This window comes from Kosakonia sp. LAM2021, assembly GCF_016620385.1.
GTDB lineage: Bacteria > Pseudomonadota > Gammaproteobacteria > Enterobacterales > Enterobacteriaceae > Kosakonia > Kosakonia sacchari.
Genome location: NZ_JAENHT010000003.1, coordinates 235,006 through 251,092 on the forward strand (window position 1 = coordinate 235,006; position 16,087 = coordinate 251,092).

Sequence of the window (16,087 nt, forward strand, 5' to 3'; positions counted from 1 at the left end):
CTCCCAAAAATCAGAAGGATACGCCGTCAGAGCATAAACCGGTAGCCGATACCTGTTTCCGTCAGTAAATGGCGAGGGCGCGCCGGATCGACCTCCAGCTTTTGCCGCAGATGCCCCATATAAATACGCAGGTAATGGCTGTGTTCCACAGCATTCGGGCCCCACACCTGGCTAAGCAGCTGGCGCTGCGTCAGGACTTTCCCGTGGTTATTGAGCAGCACCGCCAGCAGGCGAAACTCAATCGGCGTGAGATGAAGCTCTTCCTCTCCGCGCTGAATCCGGCGGTTAGCCAGATCGACACGGATATCCGAAAACGTGACCACCGGCTCATCGGGGGTAGCTGCGGCATGGCGGCGCAGTGCGACGCGCAGGCGTGCCTGCAATTCGCCAATGCCAAACGGCTTGCTGAGATAATCGTCGGCACCCGCATCCAGCGCGGCGATTTTGTCGCTCTCTTCTGTACGCGCAGAGAGCACAATCACTGGCATCTTGCTCCACTGGCGCAGGTCACGGATAAAGTCGAGCCCGTCACCGTCCGGCAGCCCCAAATCGAGGATCACCAGGTCCGGTTTGCGGGTGGCGGCTTCAATTAACCCACGCTGTAATGTTTCTGCTTCATGGACGCGCAGCCCCTCGGCTTCTAGCGCGGTACGCAGAAAACGGCGGATAGCTTGTTCATCTTCAACAATCAGAACGTTGATCACAGATCCTCAGGTAATTCATCCAGTTGCGGCGGTGTTTCCCGTGGAAGTGTAACACAAAATAGCGCGCCGCCTTGTGGGCGGTTACGGGCGGCGATGGTGCCGCCATGCACCTCGACAATCGCCTGGCAAATCGCCAGCCCCAGCCCAACGCCGGGAATGGCTGACTCTTTAGTACCGCGGGCGAATTTATCGAAAATCGCCGCTTCCTGGCCTGCGGGGATCCCCGGCCCGTTATCCCACACATCCAGCGTTAACTGATCCGGTGTGCTGTGCGCGGTAATGCCGATTTCGGCACGATGTCCGGCATATTTCACCGCATTTTCCAGCAGATTAATCAGCACGCGCTCAAACAGCGGGCCGTCTACATGCACCAGCATCAGCGGGTCGGGCAGGTCGAGCGCAATATGCTGGCCGCCAAGCCCTGGCTCCAGCGTTCGCAACGCGCTGCCAATCACCTCTTCGAGCGTCAGCCACTCTTTTTTCAGGTTAAAGCCGCCAGACTGGATGCGCGCCATATCCAGCAAATTGTTCACTAGCCGCGTGGTATTCAGCACATGCTGGCGGATTTCGTTGGCTTGTGGCGCATGTGCTGAACCTTCGCTCGCCAGATCCAGTGTGAGGATCTCCGCCTGACCAAACAGCACGGTCAGCGGCGTGCGTAGATCGTGAGACAGTGCCGCCAGCAACGAGTTGCGGATGCTTTCGCGCTCGCTGGCAAGCCGCGCCTGCTCCTCGCTGGTGGCTAATGCCTGGCGCTCCAGCGCGCTGGCGACCAGCAGGGTGAAAGTTTCCAGCAGGCGCTGCTGCTCCGGGATCATTAACTGACGAAGATTCGCCGGTTCAACAATCAACAAGCCATGGGTTTTTTGATCGCTTTTTAGCGGCAAAATTTGATACGGCACGCCGGGCAGCGTATCGGTGCCCGCGCCTGCCGGCTGGCCTTTGTCAAAACTCCAGCGGGCGATGGCGTCATCCCACGGCGTCATGCCGTGCGTCTGTGTCACGGCCGCTAACTGGCCGTGGCTGTCCGGCAGCAGTAGTTTGCTGCGTGCATTAAAAGTGGAGTGGATAAAGGTTTCGCTGGTCGCGGCGATATCCTGATTGCTTCGCCCAACCGCCAGCGCTTTTGACATCTCATACAGATGGCGGGTGCGCTGCTCCCGGTAGCGCGCCACGCGCGCCTGGTAACGAACCCCGGCCGTCAGGTTGCCAATCACCAGGCCTACCGTCAGCATTACGCCAAACGTCAGCAGGTACTGCACATCGGAAACCGCCAGCGTGCCGCGCGGGGCAATGAAAAAGAGATCGAAGCTGACAACGTTAATCACCGTGGCGAACGCGGAGGGCCAGCGGCCAAAAAACAGCGCCACCAGCACCACGCCAAGCAGATAGATCATCACCAGGTTGGCGGCATCAAACGCCGTCAGCCACTGCATGGCAATTAATGTAATGGCGGCGCAAAGCGCAAGCGCGACAACGCAGCCTTTAAGCTGCACGCGAAAGCGATCCATAAACGGTCGCACATCCCCGGCGCGGGCGGGTAGGGGAGTTGGCGCATCTTCCAGCGCGATAATCACCAGATCGAGATCCGGCGCGCGCCTGGCGAGTTTGTCGGCAAAGGATTCCCGGCTCCACCAGTGGCGTTTGTTGCGTCTGCCAATCAGAATTTTGCCGAGATTATGTTCGCGCGCGTAACGCAAAATGGCGCGGTCTTCCGCCGGATCGGAAAGGGTGGCGGTTTCTGCGCCCAGCTCCTGCGCCAGACGCAGCGAACTTAAAATCGCCCGTCGCTGAGGTTCCGGTAGCTTATGCAACGTTGGGGTTTCGACATACACCGCATGCCAGGCGCTGCCGAGTTTTGCTGCCAGGCGTGCGGCAGTGCGGATCAGCTTCTCATTGCCTGCACCGTGGCCGACGCAAAGCAAAATAGCATCGCGCGTGTGCCAGACTTTTTCTTCGCCCTGGCGGTCACGCCAGGCGCGCATTTGGTCATCCACACGATCGGCTGTGCGGCGCAGCGCCAGTTCGCGCAAGGCAATCAGGTTGCCTTTACGGAAGAAGTGCTCAATCGCGCGTTCCGCCTGACCACCAATATAGACTTTGCCTTCGTGCAGACGCTGGCGCAGATCATCCGGCGGTAAATCCACCAGCACCACTTCATCGGCGCTGTCAAAGAAAGGATCCGGCACCGTTTCGCGCACCTGAATGCCGGTCACGCCGCTGACCACATCGTTCAGGCTTTCAAGGTGCTGAACGTTGACGGTGGTAAAAACATCAATTCCCGCCTCCAGCAGCTCTTCAACATCCTGCCAGCGTTTCGGGTGACGCGAGCCGGGTGCGTTACTGTGCGCCAGCTCGTCCATCAAAATAAGCGCCGGACGCCGCGCAAGGGCGGCGTCCAGATCAAACTCCTGAATTAAGCGTCCGCGATGATGGATACGCCGGGCGGGCTGCGTTGCCAGCCCCTCCAGCAACGCGGCGGTCTCTTTTCGGCCGTGGGTTTCCACGACGCCAATCAGAATATCCAGTCCTTGCGCCCGCAGCCGCTGTGCTTCCTGCAGCATCGCAAAGGTTTTCCCCACCCCGGCGCAGGCGCCAAAAAAGACTTTCAGCTTTCCCCGGTGCGCGGTGGCAGCATGCTCCAGCAGGCGGTCGGGATTGGGGCGCAAAGGCTCATCAGTCATGCTTTATTTGTCCTTGAGCGCATCCAGCGCCAGATTAAGTTCCACCACATTCACTACCGGTTGGCCGATAAAATTCACCAGCGGCGTTGAGGTATGCTTGGCCACCAGTTTCGTCACCTCCTGCACCGGCAGGTTGCGCGCCTGCGCCACCCGAGGGATCTGCCATTCTGCGGCCTGCGGAGATAACTGCCCATCAAGGCCGCTGGCCGAAGTGGTAATAAGCTCTACCGGTACATGCGTATCCGCTTGCGGATTATCAGCCCGCAGTTGCGCGACGCGCTGCGCCACTTCTTTATCCAGCTCCGGGTTGCTACCCGCCAGGTTACTGCCGCCGGATGCCATAGGATTATAAGGCGCGTCCGCCGTGGCGGAAGGGCGGCCATGAAAATATCCCGGCTGGGTAAAGTCCTGGCCTAACAGGCGTGAGCCACGCACATTGTCGCCTTCACGAATAAGTGAGCCGTTGGCCTGATCGTGAAACCACCATTGCCCCAGCGCGGTGGTAAGCAGCGGATACAGCCCGCCGGTAATCAGGGTAAAGAGTATCAAAAGCAGAAATGCCGGACGTAATAAAGCCATTTTTATCTTCCTCTTACACCAGGCCGAATAACGTGAGAATAAGGTCGATCGCTTTGATGCCAATAAACGGCACGATCAAACCGCCCAGCCCGTAGATCCACAGGTTGCGACGCAGCATGGCAGAGGCGGTCAGCGGTTTGTAGCTCACCCCTTTCAATGCCAGTGGGATTAGAAACACAATCACCAGCGCGTTAAAAATAACGGCGCTCAAAATCGCCGACGCCGGGGAGTGCAGGTGCATCACGTTGAGCATATTCAGTTGCGGATAGGTCGCCGCAAACGCCGCCGGGATAATGGCGAAGTACTTTGCCACATCGTTAGCGATACTGAAGGTGGTCAGCGAGCCGCGCGTCATCAGCATCTGTTTGCCGATATGCACCACTTCAATCAGCTTGGTGGGGTTGGAGTCCAAATCCACCATGTTGCCCGCTTCTTTCGCCGCCTGCGTACCGGAGTTCATCGCGACCGCCACATCCGCCTGCGCCAGCGCGGGGGCGTCGTTGGTGCCATCGCCGGTCATCGCTACCAGTCTACCTTCCGCCTGATACTGGCGGATCAGCGCCAGCTTGGCTTCCGGTGTCGCTTCGGCCAGAAAATCGTCGACACCCGCTTCGGCGGCAATCGCCGCGGCGGTCAGGCGGTTATCGCCGGTGATCATCACCGTTTTAATACCCATTTTGCGAAGCTCGGCAAAACGCTCTTTGATGCCACCTTTGACGATATCTTTCAGCGCGATCACGCCAAGCACTTTTGCCCCTTCGGCAACCACCAGCGGCGTTGCTCCCTGGCGCGCCACGCGTTCGACCAGTGCTTCGACATCTGCCGGGAACTGACCGCTATTCGCTTCGATATGGCGGCGAATGGCATCGACGGAACCTTTGCGGATCATCCGGTCCTGCACGTTAATTCCGCTCATCCGGGTTTGCGCGGTGAACGGCACAAAGGTCGCTTGCAGGCTCTGCATGTCGCGCTCACGCAGGTTAAAGCGCTGTTTTGCCAGGATAACAATGCTGCGGCCTTCCGGCGTTTCATCGGCCAGGGATGAGAGCTGTGCGGCATCGGCCAGCGTTTTTTCATCCACGCCCTGGGCGGGCAGGAAGTCTGATGCCTGGCGGTTACCCAGCGTGATGGTGCCGGTTTTATCCAGCAATAACACATCGACATCGCCCGCCGCTTCTACCGCGCGACCGCTGGTTGCAATGACGTTTGCCCCCAGCATGCGGCTCATCCCCGCGACACCAATCGCGGAAAGCAGCCCACCGATAGTCGTCGGGATCAGACACACCAGCAGGGCAACCAGCACGGTGACACTCACCGGCGTGCCGCCATACACGGAGAAGGGCCACAACGTTGCCGTTGCCAGCAGGAACACTATTGTTAGTGCCACCAGCAAGATGGTCAGCGCGATTTCGTTCGGCGTTTTACGCCGCTGCGCGCCTTCCACCATCGCGATCATGCGATCAAGGAAGGTTTCGCCGGGGTTAACGCTGCACTGGATCACCAGCCAGTCAGAGAGAATGCGTGTACCGCCGGTAACCGAGGCGAAATCGCCGCCGGACTCACGAATCACCGGTGCGGACTCCCCGGTAATCGCGCTCTCATCTACCGAAGCACCACCTTCGATCACTTCGCCATCGCAGGGGATAATGTCGCCTGCTTCCACCAGCACGATGTCGCCTTTGCGCAGATCTTCCGCCGGAATGTGGTCGATTTGCGCGTCATGCTGCGGGGCGCGAAGTTTGCGGGCAAACGCGGTCTTTTTCACCCCTTTCAGGCTGTTGGCCTGTGCTTTACTGCGGCCTTCGGCCAGCGCTTCGGCGAAGTTGGCGAACAGAACCGTCACCCACAGCCACACGCTGATCGCGCCGGTGAACCACGCACTGCCGTCGAGATGGCCGGTCGCCATTGCCAGCGCCAGCAGGGTAGTTAACACGCTGCCAATCCAGACAATAAACATTACCGGGTTACGCCACTGCACATGCGGGCTTAACTTGGTCACGGAATCCATCAGCGCCTGGCGAACAAGATTCGGTTCGAAAAGCGCCAGTTGTTTACGACTCATATAACGCGTCTCCGCCACTCTTAAAATTGCAGGTATTCCGCCACCGGGCCGAGCGCCAGGGCTGGAATAAAGGTTAAAGCGCCGACCAGTAACACGGTGCCGATCAGCAGGCCGATAAACAGCGCGCCATGCGTTGGTAGGGTGCCGGAGCTGGTCGGTTGAATTTTCTTCGCCACCAGTGAACCGGCAATCGCCATCACCGGCACAATCACACCAAAGCGGCCAAAGAACATGCAAAACGCCAGCAAACAGTTCCAGAACGGCGTATTGGCGCTTAAGCCCGCAAAGGCGCTGCCGTTGTTATTGGCGGCGGATGAGACGGCGTACAGCACTTCACTAAAGCCGTGAATGCCGGGGTTGAACATGCCGCTACGACCTGCGTCGGTCATCATTGCCAGCGCGGTGCCAATCAGCACCAGAGCCGGGGTGACAAGGATCGCCAGCGCGGTCATTTTCATTTCACGCACGTCAATTTTCTTGCCGAGGAATTCAGGCGTGCGGCCAATCATCAGCCCGGCGATAAACACAGCCAGCAGCACAAACAGCAGCATGCCGTACAGACCTGAACCCACGCCGCCGAACACCACTTCGCCAATCTGCATCAGCCACATCGGGATCATGCCGCCAAGCGCGGTAAACGAGTCGTGCATGGCGTTGACCGCGCCGCAAGAAGCTGCGGTGGTGACCACGGCGTACAAGCTGCTGGCCAGAATGCCAAAGCGGCTCTCTTTCCCTTCCATATTGATGGCGCTATCGCCGCCAAGCGTCAGGAAGTGCGGGTTACCCTGTAATTCCGCCCACATCACAATCCCGGCGCAGATGACGAAAATAATCGACATAGCCCACAGCAACATGTGTCCCTGACGGCGATCGCCAACCGCATCGCCAAAGGCGAAGCACAGCGCCGCTGGGATCAGGAAGATCGCCAGCATCTGCACAAAATTGGTTAAAGCAGTAGGGTTTTCAAATGGATGCGACGAGTTAGCGTTAAAGAAGCCACCGCCGTTGGTGCCGAGCATTTTTATCGCTTCTTGTGATGCTACCGGCCCCATCGGCATCAGATGTTGCACACCTTCCAGTGAGGTATAAGCCTGGTATGCTGAAAAGTTTTGCAGCACGCCTTGCTGAATAAAAAACAGCGCAATCAGCAGTGCGATAGGCAGCAACAGCCACAGGGTAATGCGCGTGATATCGACCCAGGCGTTACCGAGCGTCTCCATACTGCGGCGTGAAAAAGCGCGGATCAGCGCAAAAACCACAGCAATACCCGTCGCGGCGGATAAGAAGTTTTGTACCGTCAGCCCAGCCATCTGGCTGAAATAGCTCAGGGTGCTCTCCCCGGAATACGACTGCCAGTTGGTGTTAGAGATAAAGCTGACGGCGGTGTTCAGCGCCAGGTGCCAGGAGAGCCCCGGCAGGTTTTGTGGGTTGAGCGGCAGAACGCCTTGCAGCATCAGCATCGCAAACAGCAGCAGCAGGCCGAAGATATTCAGCCACAAAATCGCCAACAAATAGTGGCGCCAGTTCATTTCACGGGTATCAATACCGAGCCCGCGCCAGAGGAGATTTTCCACACCGCTCACGCCGGGAAGCGGCTGCCCGGCGATCATTTTCGCCAGCAGCGAACCGAGCGGGCGCGCGAGGATAAACAATACCAGCAAGAAGCTGGCAATCAGAAGAAACGCCTGAGCGGCCATCAGAAAGCCTCCGCGTTGATCAGGGCATAAACCAGATAGCCCAATAACAGGAAAACCAGCACGATGCCGATGACTACGCCTGCACTCACAATCCACCTCCGGGGTGATTTAACGATGTGCAGAAAAAGTAGAATTTTCGACGCAAAGATTTCGCAAAAATCGGCGGGCGAGGTGTAAAAAAAATATAAAAATCGCGCGGAGTGCGCAGGTGGAGTGATGTTGATATGCGTAGCCCCTTCAACTGGGGTTACCATGCTCAACCAAAAATCCACAATTTAACTGGTGGTTAGTATTATTTTAACCGTTTTGTAACTTATTTACCGGCTCAATGTAAATAAAGCCAAAATTGACAAAAAATAGTGGTCGGATGAGTAGTAAAATTACAAACAAAACGGTACTATTTTAACCAGATTTCAGTGCCGCCCTGGTTTTTACGTTAGTGGCTTTCAGTGGTGGCTCATTATTTTCCGGTGCTGCTTACCGGCCTGACAAAGGGGAGAGAATTATGGACACATACAAAACGTTTCCGGCTCATATTGTGTTGATGCGACGTGCTTTCGCCGTTCTGGCGGGTGTGCTGGCGTTGCCGGTAATGTTGTTCTGGAAAGACCGCGCACGTTTTTACAGCTATCTGCATCGCGTCTGGGCAAAAACCAGCGATAAACCGGTGTGGATGGAGCAGGCAGAGAAAGTAGCCTGCGATTTTTATTGATCGACGACACACAGCAAACCTCATCGCCACCGCCCTTGCGGTGGCTTTTTTTTACCTGCGGCCTTTGACTGCACTTACTGCGGGTAGAAAAAGGAGCCGTGATGCGCGAGCAAATTCCTGCTGACATTCGTGCCTGTTTGTCCGGGAAAGCTGTCTGTTTTTACGGCGTCCATACGGAGCTTACCCTCGCGGCAAAATCGCTTTCTCCCCGACAGACATTTGTTCCGACCCGCCTGGCGCAAGCCACGCGGCGCAATCCCACCCGGGCGTTGATGCCTGGTTTTTATCAAACGCTTTATGCCCACCAGCAGCCAGCACTCGCCACGCTGATTGAGCGTTACCGCCAGCGAACCCAACCACGGCTTGCACCCAAGACCTTACTCAAACACTATATGGTTGAATTTCCCGACGCGTCCCTGGCCGGGAAACGCATTTTGCCCCCGGCCAGAGGCGCGGTGCTTACGTTACGGATATTAGGAGCGGTATGACCACCCATCTGGTCTGGTTTCGCGCGGATTTGCGCGTGCATGACAATCTTGCGCTTGCTGCTGCCTGTCGCAGCGATAACGCGCAGGTAAAAGCCCTGTTTATCGCCACGCCGACACAGTGGCGGCAACATAATATGGCGCCACGCCAGGCAGCCTATCTCAATGCGCATCTCAACGCCCTGCAGCAGGCGCTGGCGGAAAAGGGCATTCCATTGATTTACCGGGAAGCGGCGGATTTTACCGACAGCGTGCAAACGGTGGTGGATGTCTGTGAAAGCGAGCAAGTCAGCCATCTCTTTTACAACTATCAATACGAATTTAACGAGCGACAGCGTGACGTCGCGGTCGAAAAAGCGCTGCCGAATGTCGCCTGCCAGGGCTTTGACGATAGCGTGATGCTGGCACCTGGCAGCGTGATGACCGGCAATCATGAGATGTATAAAGTCTTTACGCCTTTTAAAAACGCCTTTCTGCGCCGGTTAAAAGAAGATCTGCCCCAGTGTGTTGCCGCGCCGCACCCGCGTGAAGGTGTCGACGTCGCGCCAGAACCGATTACGCTTGATTACACGCAGCAGAATTTTGACGAAAACCTGTTCCCTGCCGATGAGAAAAGCGCTCTCGCGCGGCTGCGTCAGTTTTGCCAGCAGCAGGCGGCAGCGTATGAGCAGCAGCGCGATTTCCCGGCGATCGAAGGCACCAGCCGCTTGTCGGCGTATCTGGCGATTGGCGCGTTATCGCCGCGCCAGTGCCTGCATCGTCTGCTGGCTGAACAACCGCGGGCGCTCGACGGCGGGCCGGGAGCCGTGTGGCTAAATGAGCTGATTTGGCGCGAATTTTATCGCCATCTGATGACCTATCATCCGGCACTCTGTAAGCATCGCCCTTTTATAGCCTGGACTGATAAGGTGCAGTGGCAGGAAAACGCCGGGCATCTGCAAGCCTGGCAACGCGGCAATACCGGCTACCCGATTGTTGATGCGGCGATGCGCCAGTTGAACGCCACCGGCTGGATGCACAACCGCTTACGGATGATAACCGCGAGCTTTCTGGTCAAGGACTTACTTATCGACTGGCGTCATGGGGAGCGTTATTTTATGTCGCAGTTGATCGATGGCGATTTCGCGGCGAACAATGGCGGCTGGCAGTGGGCGGCCTCGACGGGCACCGATGCGGCTCCCTATTTTCGTATTTTTAACCCGACCACGCAGGGCGAACGCTTTGATGCTGACGGCGCGTTTATTCGCCACTGGTTACCTGAACTGAAAAAGGTGCCGGAAAAATCGGTGCATCAACCCTGGGACTGGGCGGATAAACACGGGGTGAAACTCGATTATCCACGCCCGATTGTTGACCATAAACAGGCGCGAACCGCCACGCTGGCGGCCTATGAAGCCGCCCGTAAAGCGTAAAGGAGTGATGATGAAAAATACCGAGCTGGAAAAACTGATTAACGAAAAACTTAACAGTGCGGCGTTCAGTGATTACGGCCCGAACGGGCTACAGGTTGAAGGGCGGGAAACGGTACAGAAAATTATCACCGGCGTGACCGCAAGCCAGGCATTGCTGGACGAAGCTGTACGCCAGCAGGCGGACGCGGTGATTGTGCATCACGGTTATTTCTGGAAAAACGAAGCGCCGATCATTCGCGGGATGAAGCGTAACCGCCTGAAAACGTTACTGGCGAACGACATCAACCTGTACGGCTGGCACCTGCCGCTCGACGCGCACCCACAGCTTGGCAATAACGCCCAACTGGCGGCGTTGCTCGGCATTAACGTGATGGGTGAAATTGAAGAATTGCTGCCGTGGGGCGAACTCTCCATGCCGGTTCCGGGAGGGGAACTGGCGTCGTGGATTGAGGCGCGTCTTGGTCGCAAGCCGCTGTGGTGTGGCGATACCGGGCCGGAAAAAATCACCCGCGTTGCCTGGTGTACCGGCGGCGGGCAGGGTTTTATTGACAAAGCGGCCCGCTTCGGCGTTGATGCGTTTATCACCGGCGAAGTTTCCGAACAGACTATTCATTCCGCCCGTGAACAGGGGCTGCATTTCTACGCTGCGGGCCACCACGCCACCGAGCGCGGTGGCATTCGCGCGCTCAGCGACTGGCTGAATGAAAATAGCGATCTTGACGTCACGTTTATCGATATTCCGAACCCGGCGTAAGGAGAGTGCAAGTGCAGCGAGCACGGTGTTATTTGTTAGGTGAAAGCGCGGTGGTGCTGGAACTGGAGCCACCGGTACAACTGGCGACGCAAAAGCGTATCTGGCGGCTGACGCAGCGGCTGGCGGACGTGCCGGACGTGGTGGAAGCCATTCCGGGGATGAATAACATTACGGTGGTGCTGCGCGATCCCCATTCGCTGGCGCTTGATGCGATTGAGCGCTTACAGCGCTGGTGGGAAGAGAGCGAGGCGCTGGAGCCCGAGTCACGATCCATTGAGATCCCGGTGCTGTACGGCAAAGCGGCCGGGCCGGATCTGGGGCTGGTGGCGGAACACTGCCGGATGACGGAAAAGCAGGTCGTTGAGCTGCATGCTTCTATCGATTACGTGGTGTGGTTTCTTGGCTTCCAGCCCGGTTTCCCTTATCTGGGCGGGATGCCGGAGGCGCTTGCCACTCCGCGCCGCGCCGAACCGCGTGTGAGTGTTCCCGCCGGTTCTGTCGCCATTGGCGGCGCGCAAACCGGCATTTACCCACTGGAAACGCCTGGCGGCTGGAACCTGATTGGCCGCACCGATCTGGCGTTGTTCAACCCGCGCTTGCCGGAGCCGGTGCTATTACGTCCGGGCGACACGCTGCGGTTTGTGCCGCGCAAGGAGGGCGTATGCTGAAAATTATCCGTGCGGGAATGTATACCACCTTGCAGGGCGGTAAACGTATTGGCTTGCGCCAGTCCGGCGTCAGCTACTGCGGCGCGCTGGACGAACCCGCGTTGCAAATTGCTAATGCGCTGGTGGGGAACGCGCCGGCGGCGGCGGCGCTGGAAATTACTTTTGGTCAGTGCGAAGTGGTATTTGGTCGCGATGCCTGGTTTGCGCTTACTGGCGCAGGCTGTGAGGCGAAGCTTGACGGTAAAGCGGTGTGGACCGGCTGGCGGTTTGCCGCAAAGGCCGGGCAGCGACTGGTGTTGAAAAGGCCGTTGCACGGTGTGCGCAGCTATCTTGCGGTTGCCGGGAACTTTGCCGTGCCGGCGGTAATGGGCTCGGTCAGCACCGATCTGAAAACCGCTATCGGCGGGCTGGAAGGGCGGCTACTGCGCGATGGCGATGTGTTGCCGCTGGGTGAACCTGTCCGTCATTTTCACACACAGCAAGGAGTAAAACAGTTGCTGTGGGGCAACCGTATTCGCGCGTTGCCGGGGCCGGAATATCACGAATTTGACAGCGCCTCGCAGGAGGCGTTCTGGCGTTTGCCGTGGCAGATAAGCCCGCAGAGTAACCGCATGGGTTACCGTTTACAGGGGCAGCCGCTGGTGCGCACTACGTCACGCGAACTGCTTTCCCACGGCTTGTTGCCGGGCGTCGTCCAGGTTCCCTCTAACGGGCAACCGATAGTGCTGATGAATGATGCCCAGACCACCGGCGGTTACCCGCGAATTGCCTGCATTATCGAGGCGGATATGTACCACCTGGCGCAAATCCCACTGGGGCAGTCGATACACTTTGTTCAATGCTCGCTGGATGAGGCGCTGAAGGCGCGGCGCGAGCAGCGTATCTATCTCGATCAACTGGCATGGCGTCTGCACAATGAAGATTGATTTAAACGCCGATCTCGGCGAAGGCTGCGGCAACGATGCGGCGTTACTCCAGCTTGTATCTTCCGCCAATATCGCCTGCGGTTTCCACGCAGGTGATGCGCAAACCATGCTGACCTGTGTGCGCGAAGCATTGCGTAACGGCGTGGCGGTGGGCGCGCATCCCTCATTCCCGGATCGGGAAAACTTTGGCCGCACGCCGATGCATCTGCCGCCGGATAGGGTCTATGCCCAAATGCTGTATCAAATTGGTGCGCTGGCGGCGATGGTGCGTGCCGAAGGCGGCAAACTGCACCATGTGAAACCGCACGGTATGCTCTACAACCAGGCGGCGGATGACGCGGCGCTGGCCGATGCCATTGCCGGAGCGGTTTATGATGCAGATCCCGCATTGATTCTGGTTGGGCTGGCGGGCAGCGAGTTAATTCATGCCGGTGAGCGTTATGGTCTGCGTACGCGCCAGGAGGTGTTTGCCGATCGTGGCTACCTCCGCGATGGTCGGCTGGTGCCGCGCAGTGCGCCGGGTGCACTGATTGATGATGACAATCTGGCGCTGGCGCAAACGCTGGACATGGTGCTTGAAGGCCGGGTGAGGTGCGTCAGCGGTGAGTTTGTTAATGTGCAGGCGCAAACGGTCTGCCTGCATGGCGATGGTGAGCATGCGTTGCTATTTGCCCGCCGCTTACATAGTGCCTTCGCCCAACGTGGCGTGTTGATTTCCGCCCACTAACGCAAGGAGTTTTTATGCCGGAAGGACCGGAGATCCGCCGGGCGGCAGATACGCTTGAAGCCGCTGTTAAAAACAAACCATTAACGGATGTCTGGTTTGGCCTGCCGTCGTTGAAGGGGTTCGCCGCTGATCTTGTGGGGCAGTGCGTTGAGAACATTGAAACGCGGGGAAAAGCGCTCCTGACCCATTTTTCTGGCGGGCTAACGCTTTACAGCCATAACCAGCTTTACGGCATCTGGCGCGTGGTTGAGGCGGGGGAGATCCCGCAAACCAACCGTGTGCTGCGCGTGCGGCTGCAAACGGAGCAAAAGGCGATTTTGCTGTACAGCGCGTCGGATATCGCGCTGCTCACGCCCGGGCAACTGGCGCAACATCCGTTTTTACAGCGTGTCGGGCCGGATGTGCTGGATATGTCGCTGACCGTGGCGCAGGTAAAAGAACGGCTGCTCTCACCCCGTTTTCGCCGTCGCCAGTTTTCGGGGTTATTGCTCGATCAGGCCTTTCTTGCCGGGCTGGGAAATTACCTGCGTGTCGAAATTCTCTGGCAAAGCGCCCTGGCACCGCAGCGCAACGTTTTGCAGCTAAGCGAAGAACAACTCGACGTGTTAGCGCATGCGCTGCTGGATATTCCCCGTTTGTCGTATCAGACACGCGGCGTGGTGGATGAGAATAAACACCACGGCGCGCTGTTTCGCTTTAAGGTGTTTCACCGCGCAGGCGAACCGTGCGAGCGTTGCGGCGGGATAATTGAGAAAACCACCATGTCGTCCCGGCCGTTTTACTGGTGCCCGGCTTGTCAGCGTTAAAATAAAAAACGCGCCTTCAGGCGCGTTTTTTTCTGCGGGTTGGCTATCAATCTTTTTTCAGATCGGAGCTGAACTCGCGTTTTTCGTAACCGGTGTACAGCTGGCGCGGACGGGCAATTTTGATGCCATCGTCGTGCATTTCGTTCCAGTGTGCAATCCAGCCCACAGTACGCGCCATCGCGAAGATAACGGTAAACATAGACGACGGAATACCCATCGCTTTCAGGATAATACCGGAGTAGAAATCGACGTTCGGGTAGAGCTTACGTTCGATAAAGTACGGATCGTTGAGCGCAATGTGCTCAAGCTCCATCGCCACTTCCAGCAGATCATCTTTGGTGCCCAGCTCACGCAGCACTTCGTGGCAGGTTTCACGCATCACGGTTGCGCGCGGGTCATAGTTTTTGTAGACACGGTGACCGAAGCCCATCAGACGGAACGAATCGTTTTTGTCTTTGGCGCGGCGCAGGAATTCCGGAATGTGTTTCACGGTGCTGATCTCTTCCAGCATCTTCAGCGCAGCTTCGTTGGCGCCGCCGTGTGCCGGTCCCCACAGTGAAGCGATACCTGCGGCGATGCAGGCGAACGGATTCGCGCCAGAAGAGCCCGCGGTACGCACGGTGGAGGTGGAAGCGTTTTGTTCATGGTCGGCGTGCAGGATCAGAATACGGTCCATTGCGCGTTCCAACACCGGGTTCACTTCATACGGTTCACACGGCGTGGAGAACATCATGTGCAGGAAGTTACCAGCGTAAGAGAGATTATTCTGCGGGTAGACGAACGGCTGACCAATGGAATATTTGTAACACATCGCCGCGACGGTCGGCATTTTCGACAGCAGGCGGAACGCGGCAATCTCACGGTGACGCGGATTGTTAACGTCCAGTGAATCGTGGTAGAACGCCGCCAGCGCGCCAGTCACACCGCACAGCACGGCCATCGGGTGCGAGTCGCGACGGAAACCGTGGAACAGACGGGTGATCTGCTCATGAATCATCGTATGGCGTGTTACGGTCAGTTTGAACTCGTCAAACTGCTCCTGCGTTGGCTTTTCGCCGTACAGCAGAATGTAGCAGACTTCCAGATAGTTGGATTCGGTCGCCAGTTGGTCGATAGGGAAACCACGGTGCAGCAGAATACCTTCGTCACCGTCGATAAAGGTGATTTTCGATTCGCATGATGCGGTAGAGGTAAAACCTGGGTCAAAAGTGAATACCCCTTTTGAACCGAGACTACGGATATCAATCACATCCTGACCGAGCGTGCCTTTTAGCACATCCAGTTCAATAGCAGCGTCACCATTGTAGGTGATGGTTGCTTTCTTATCAGCCATTTACGGTCTCCTTAGCGCCTTATTGCTTAAGACCGCCAGTCACCGGATTTGCATTCAACTGCCCGTCAACGTTACCAGTTTGTTATTTAGCTCGCAGCTCTGTTGAGAGGAGGTACCAGGGTACAGAGCGATGGGCGCGTGCAAGTACACATTGAAAACACAGTGAAAAAACAGCAAATCAGCGTCTTAGCAGTCCGAATTTATCAAACCTGTATATCACTAATAACTGTCCTGATTACATCGGTCAATACCATCACACTGTTACATAACTTATTCTCAGGTGAAAGTAAGACCCCATAACTTTTGCGAATTATAAGCCCTTTCTGGCGTTGTTTGTAACAAGAATGTTTAACTTTTGTCAAATCAGATGATTAAAATTTAAAAGAATGTTGTTATCGTGATGGGGGTCACTGTTCTGCATAAAACCCGACAAACTATATGTAGGTTAATTGTAATGATTTTGTGAACGACCTATACTGCCGCCAGGTCTCCGGAATACCCCTGCAATCCCGAGCCACCCAGCGTTGTAACCTGTCGT

Annotated in this window: 15 protein-coding genes; 8 read left to right on the forward strand and 7 right to left on the reverse strand. The window is 57.0% G+C overall.

The window, feature by feature from the left end:
* Positions 1 to 26: 26 nt before the first annotated feature.
* From kdpE to kdpF, 6 genes are read right to left on the reverse strand one after another with little or no spacing between them, the layout of a single operon-like run.
* Positions 27 to 704: a two-component system response regulator KdpE gene (kdpE, locus tag JKP81_RS09895; RefSeq protein ID WP_045509019.1), complete on the reverse strand. Its 678-nt coding sequence runs from the start codon at positions 702 to 704 to the stop codon at positions 27 to 29.
* A complete protein-coding gene (kdpD, locus tag JKP81_RS09900) occupies positions 701 to 3,388 on the reverse strand; it encodes a two-component system sensor histidine kinase KdpD (RefSeq protein WP_200551598.1) in 2,688 nt (895 codons plus the stop codon). Before kdpD ends, kdpE begins: the two co-directional genes overlap by 4 nt.
* 3 nt (positions 3,389 to 3,391) lie before the next feature.
* Positions 3,392 to 3,967, reverse strand: a complete 576-nt coding sequence (gene kdpC / locus JKP81_RS09905) for a potassium-transporting ATPase subunit KdpC (protein ID WP_200551599.1) — start codon at positions 3,965 to 3,967, stop codon at positions 3,392 to 3,394.
* 13 nt (positions 3,968 to 3,980) lie between these two features.
* A complete protein-coding gene (gene kdpB / locus JKP81_RS09910; RefSeq protein ID WP_200551600.1) occupies positions 3,981 to 6,029 on the reverse strand; it encodes a potassium-transporting ATPase subunit KdpB in 2,049 nt (682 codons plus the stop codon).
* A gap of 20 nt (positions 6,030 to 6,049) precedes the next feature.
* On the reverse strand, positions 6,050 to 7,726 hold the full coding sequence (kdpA, locus tag JKP81_RS09915; RefSeq protein ID WP_200551601.1) for a potassium-transporting ATPase subunit KdpA: 1,677 nt from the start codon (positions 7,724 to 7,726) through the stop codon (positions 6,050 to 6,052).
* A complete protein-coding gene (kdpF, locus tag JKP81_RS09920) occupies positions 7,726 to 7,815 on the reverse strand; it encodes a K(+)-transporting ATPase subunit F (RefSeq protein ID WP_020457044.1) in 90 nt (29 codons plus the stop codon). The genes kdpA and kdpF overlap by 1 nt, the downstream gene beginning before the upstream one ends.
* A gap of 416 nt (positions 7,816 to 8,231) precedes the next feature.
* On the opposite strand from kdpF, the gene JKP81_RS09925 reads away from it, so the two are divergent.
* From JKP81_RS09925 to nei, 8 genes are all read left to right on the forward strand, one after another.
* The gene (locus JKP81_RS09925; RefSeq protein WP_200551602.1) at positions 8,232 to 8,438 is read left to right on the forward strand and encodes a YbfA family protein; all 207 of its coding nucleotides are present in this window, start codon (positions 8,232 to 8,234) and stop codon (positions 8,436 to 8,438) included.
* Between the two features lie 101 nt (positions 8,439 to 8,539).
* The gene (locus JKP81_RS23755) at positions 8,540 to 8,926 is read left to right on the forward strand and encodes a DUF1722 domain-containing protein (protein ID WP_370568875.1); all 387 of its coding nucleotides are present in this window, start codon (positions 8,540 to 8,542) and stop codon (positions 8,924 to 8,926) included.
* Positions 8,923 to 10,335, forward strand: coding sequence for a deoxyribodipyrimidine photo-lyase (phrB, locus tag JKP81_RS09935; protein ID WP_200551603.1), 1,413 nt, complete (start codon positions 8,923 to 8,925; stop codon positions 10,333 to 10,335). Before JKP81_RS23755 ends, phrB begins: the two co-directional genes overlap by 4 nt.
* A 10-nt stretch (positions 10,336 to 10,345) precedes the next feature.
* Positions 10,346 to 11,089: a type 2 GTP cyclohydrolase I gene (locus tag JKP81_RS09940; RefSeq protein ID WP_200551720.1), complete on the forward strand. Its 744-nt coding sequence runs from the start codon at positions 10,346 to 10,348 to the stop codon at positions 11,087 to 11,089.
* Positions 11,090 to 11,100: 11 nt separating this feature from the next.
* Entirely contained in the window at positions 11,101 to 11,757 is a 657-nt protein-coding gene (gene pxpB, locus JKP81_RS09945) for a 5-oxoprolinase subunit PxpB (protein ID WP_017455932.1), read from the forward strand.
* On the forward strand, positions 11,751 to 12,683 hold the full coding sequence (pxpC, locus tag JKP81_RS09950) for a 5-oxoprolinase subunit PxpC (RefSeq protein ID WP_200551604.1): 933 nt from the start codon (positions 11,751 to 11,753) through the stop codon (positions 12,681 to 12,683). Before pxpB ends, pxpC begins: the two co-directional genes overlap by 7 nt.
* A complete protein-coding gene (pxpA, locus tag JKP81_RS09955) occupies positions 12,673 to 13,410 on the forward strand; it encodes a 5-oxoprolinase subunit PxpA (protein WP_200551605.1) in 738 nt (245 codons plus the stop codon). The genes pxpC and pxpA overlap by 11 nt, the downstream gene beginning before the upstream one ends.
* 14 nt (positions 13,411 to 13,424) lie before the next feature.
* Positions 13,425 to 14,216, forward strand: coding sequence for an endonuclease VIII (nei, locus tag JKP81_RS09960; RefSeq protein ID WP_017455935.1), 792 nt, complete (start codon positions 13,425 to 13,427; stop codon positions 14,214 to 14,216).
* A 46-nt stretch (positions 14,217 to 14,262) separates the two neighbouring features.
* Here nei and JKP81_RS09965 read toward each other — a convergent pair whose 3' ends face one another.
* The gene (locus JKP81_RS09965) at positions 14,263 to 15,549 is read right to left on the reverse strand and encodes a citrate synthase (RefSeq protein WP_017455936.1); all 1,287 of its coding nucleotides are present in this window, start codon (positions 15,547 to 15,549) and stop codon (positions 14,263 to 14,265) included.
* Positions 15,550 to 16,087: the final 538 nt, after the last annotated feature.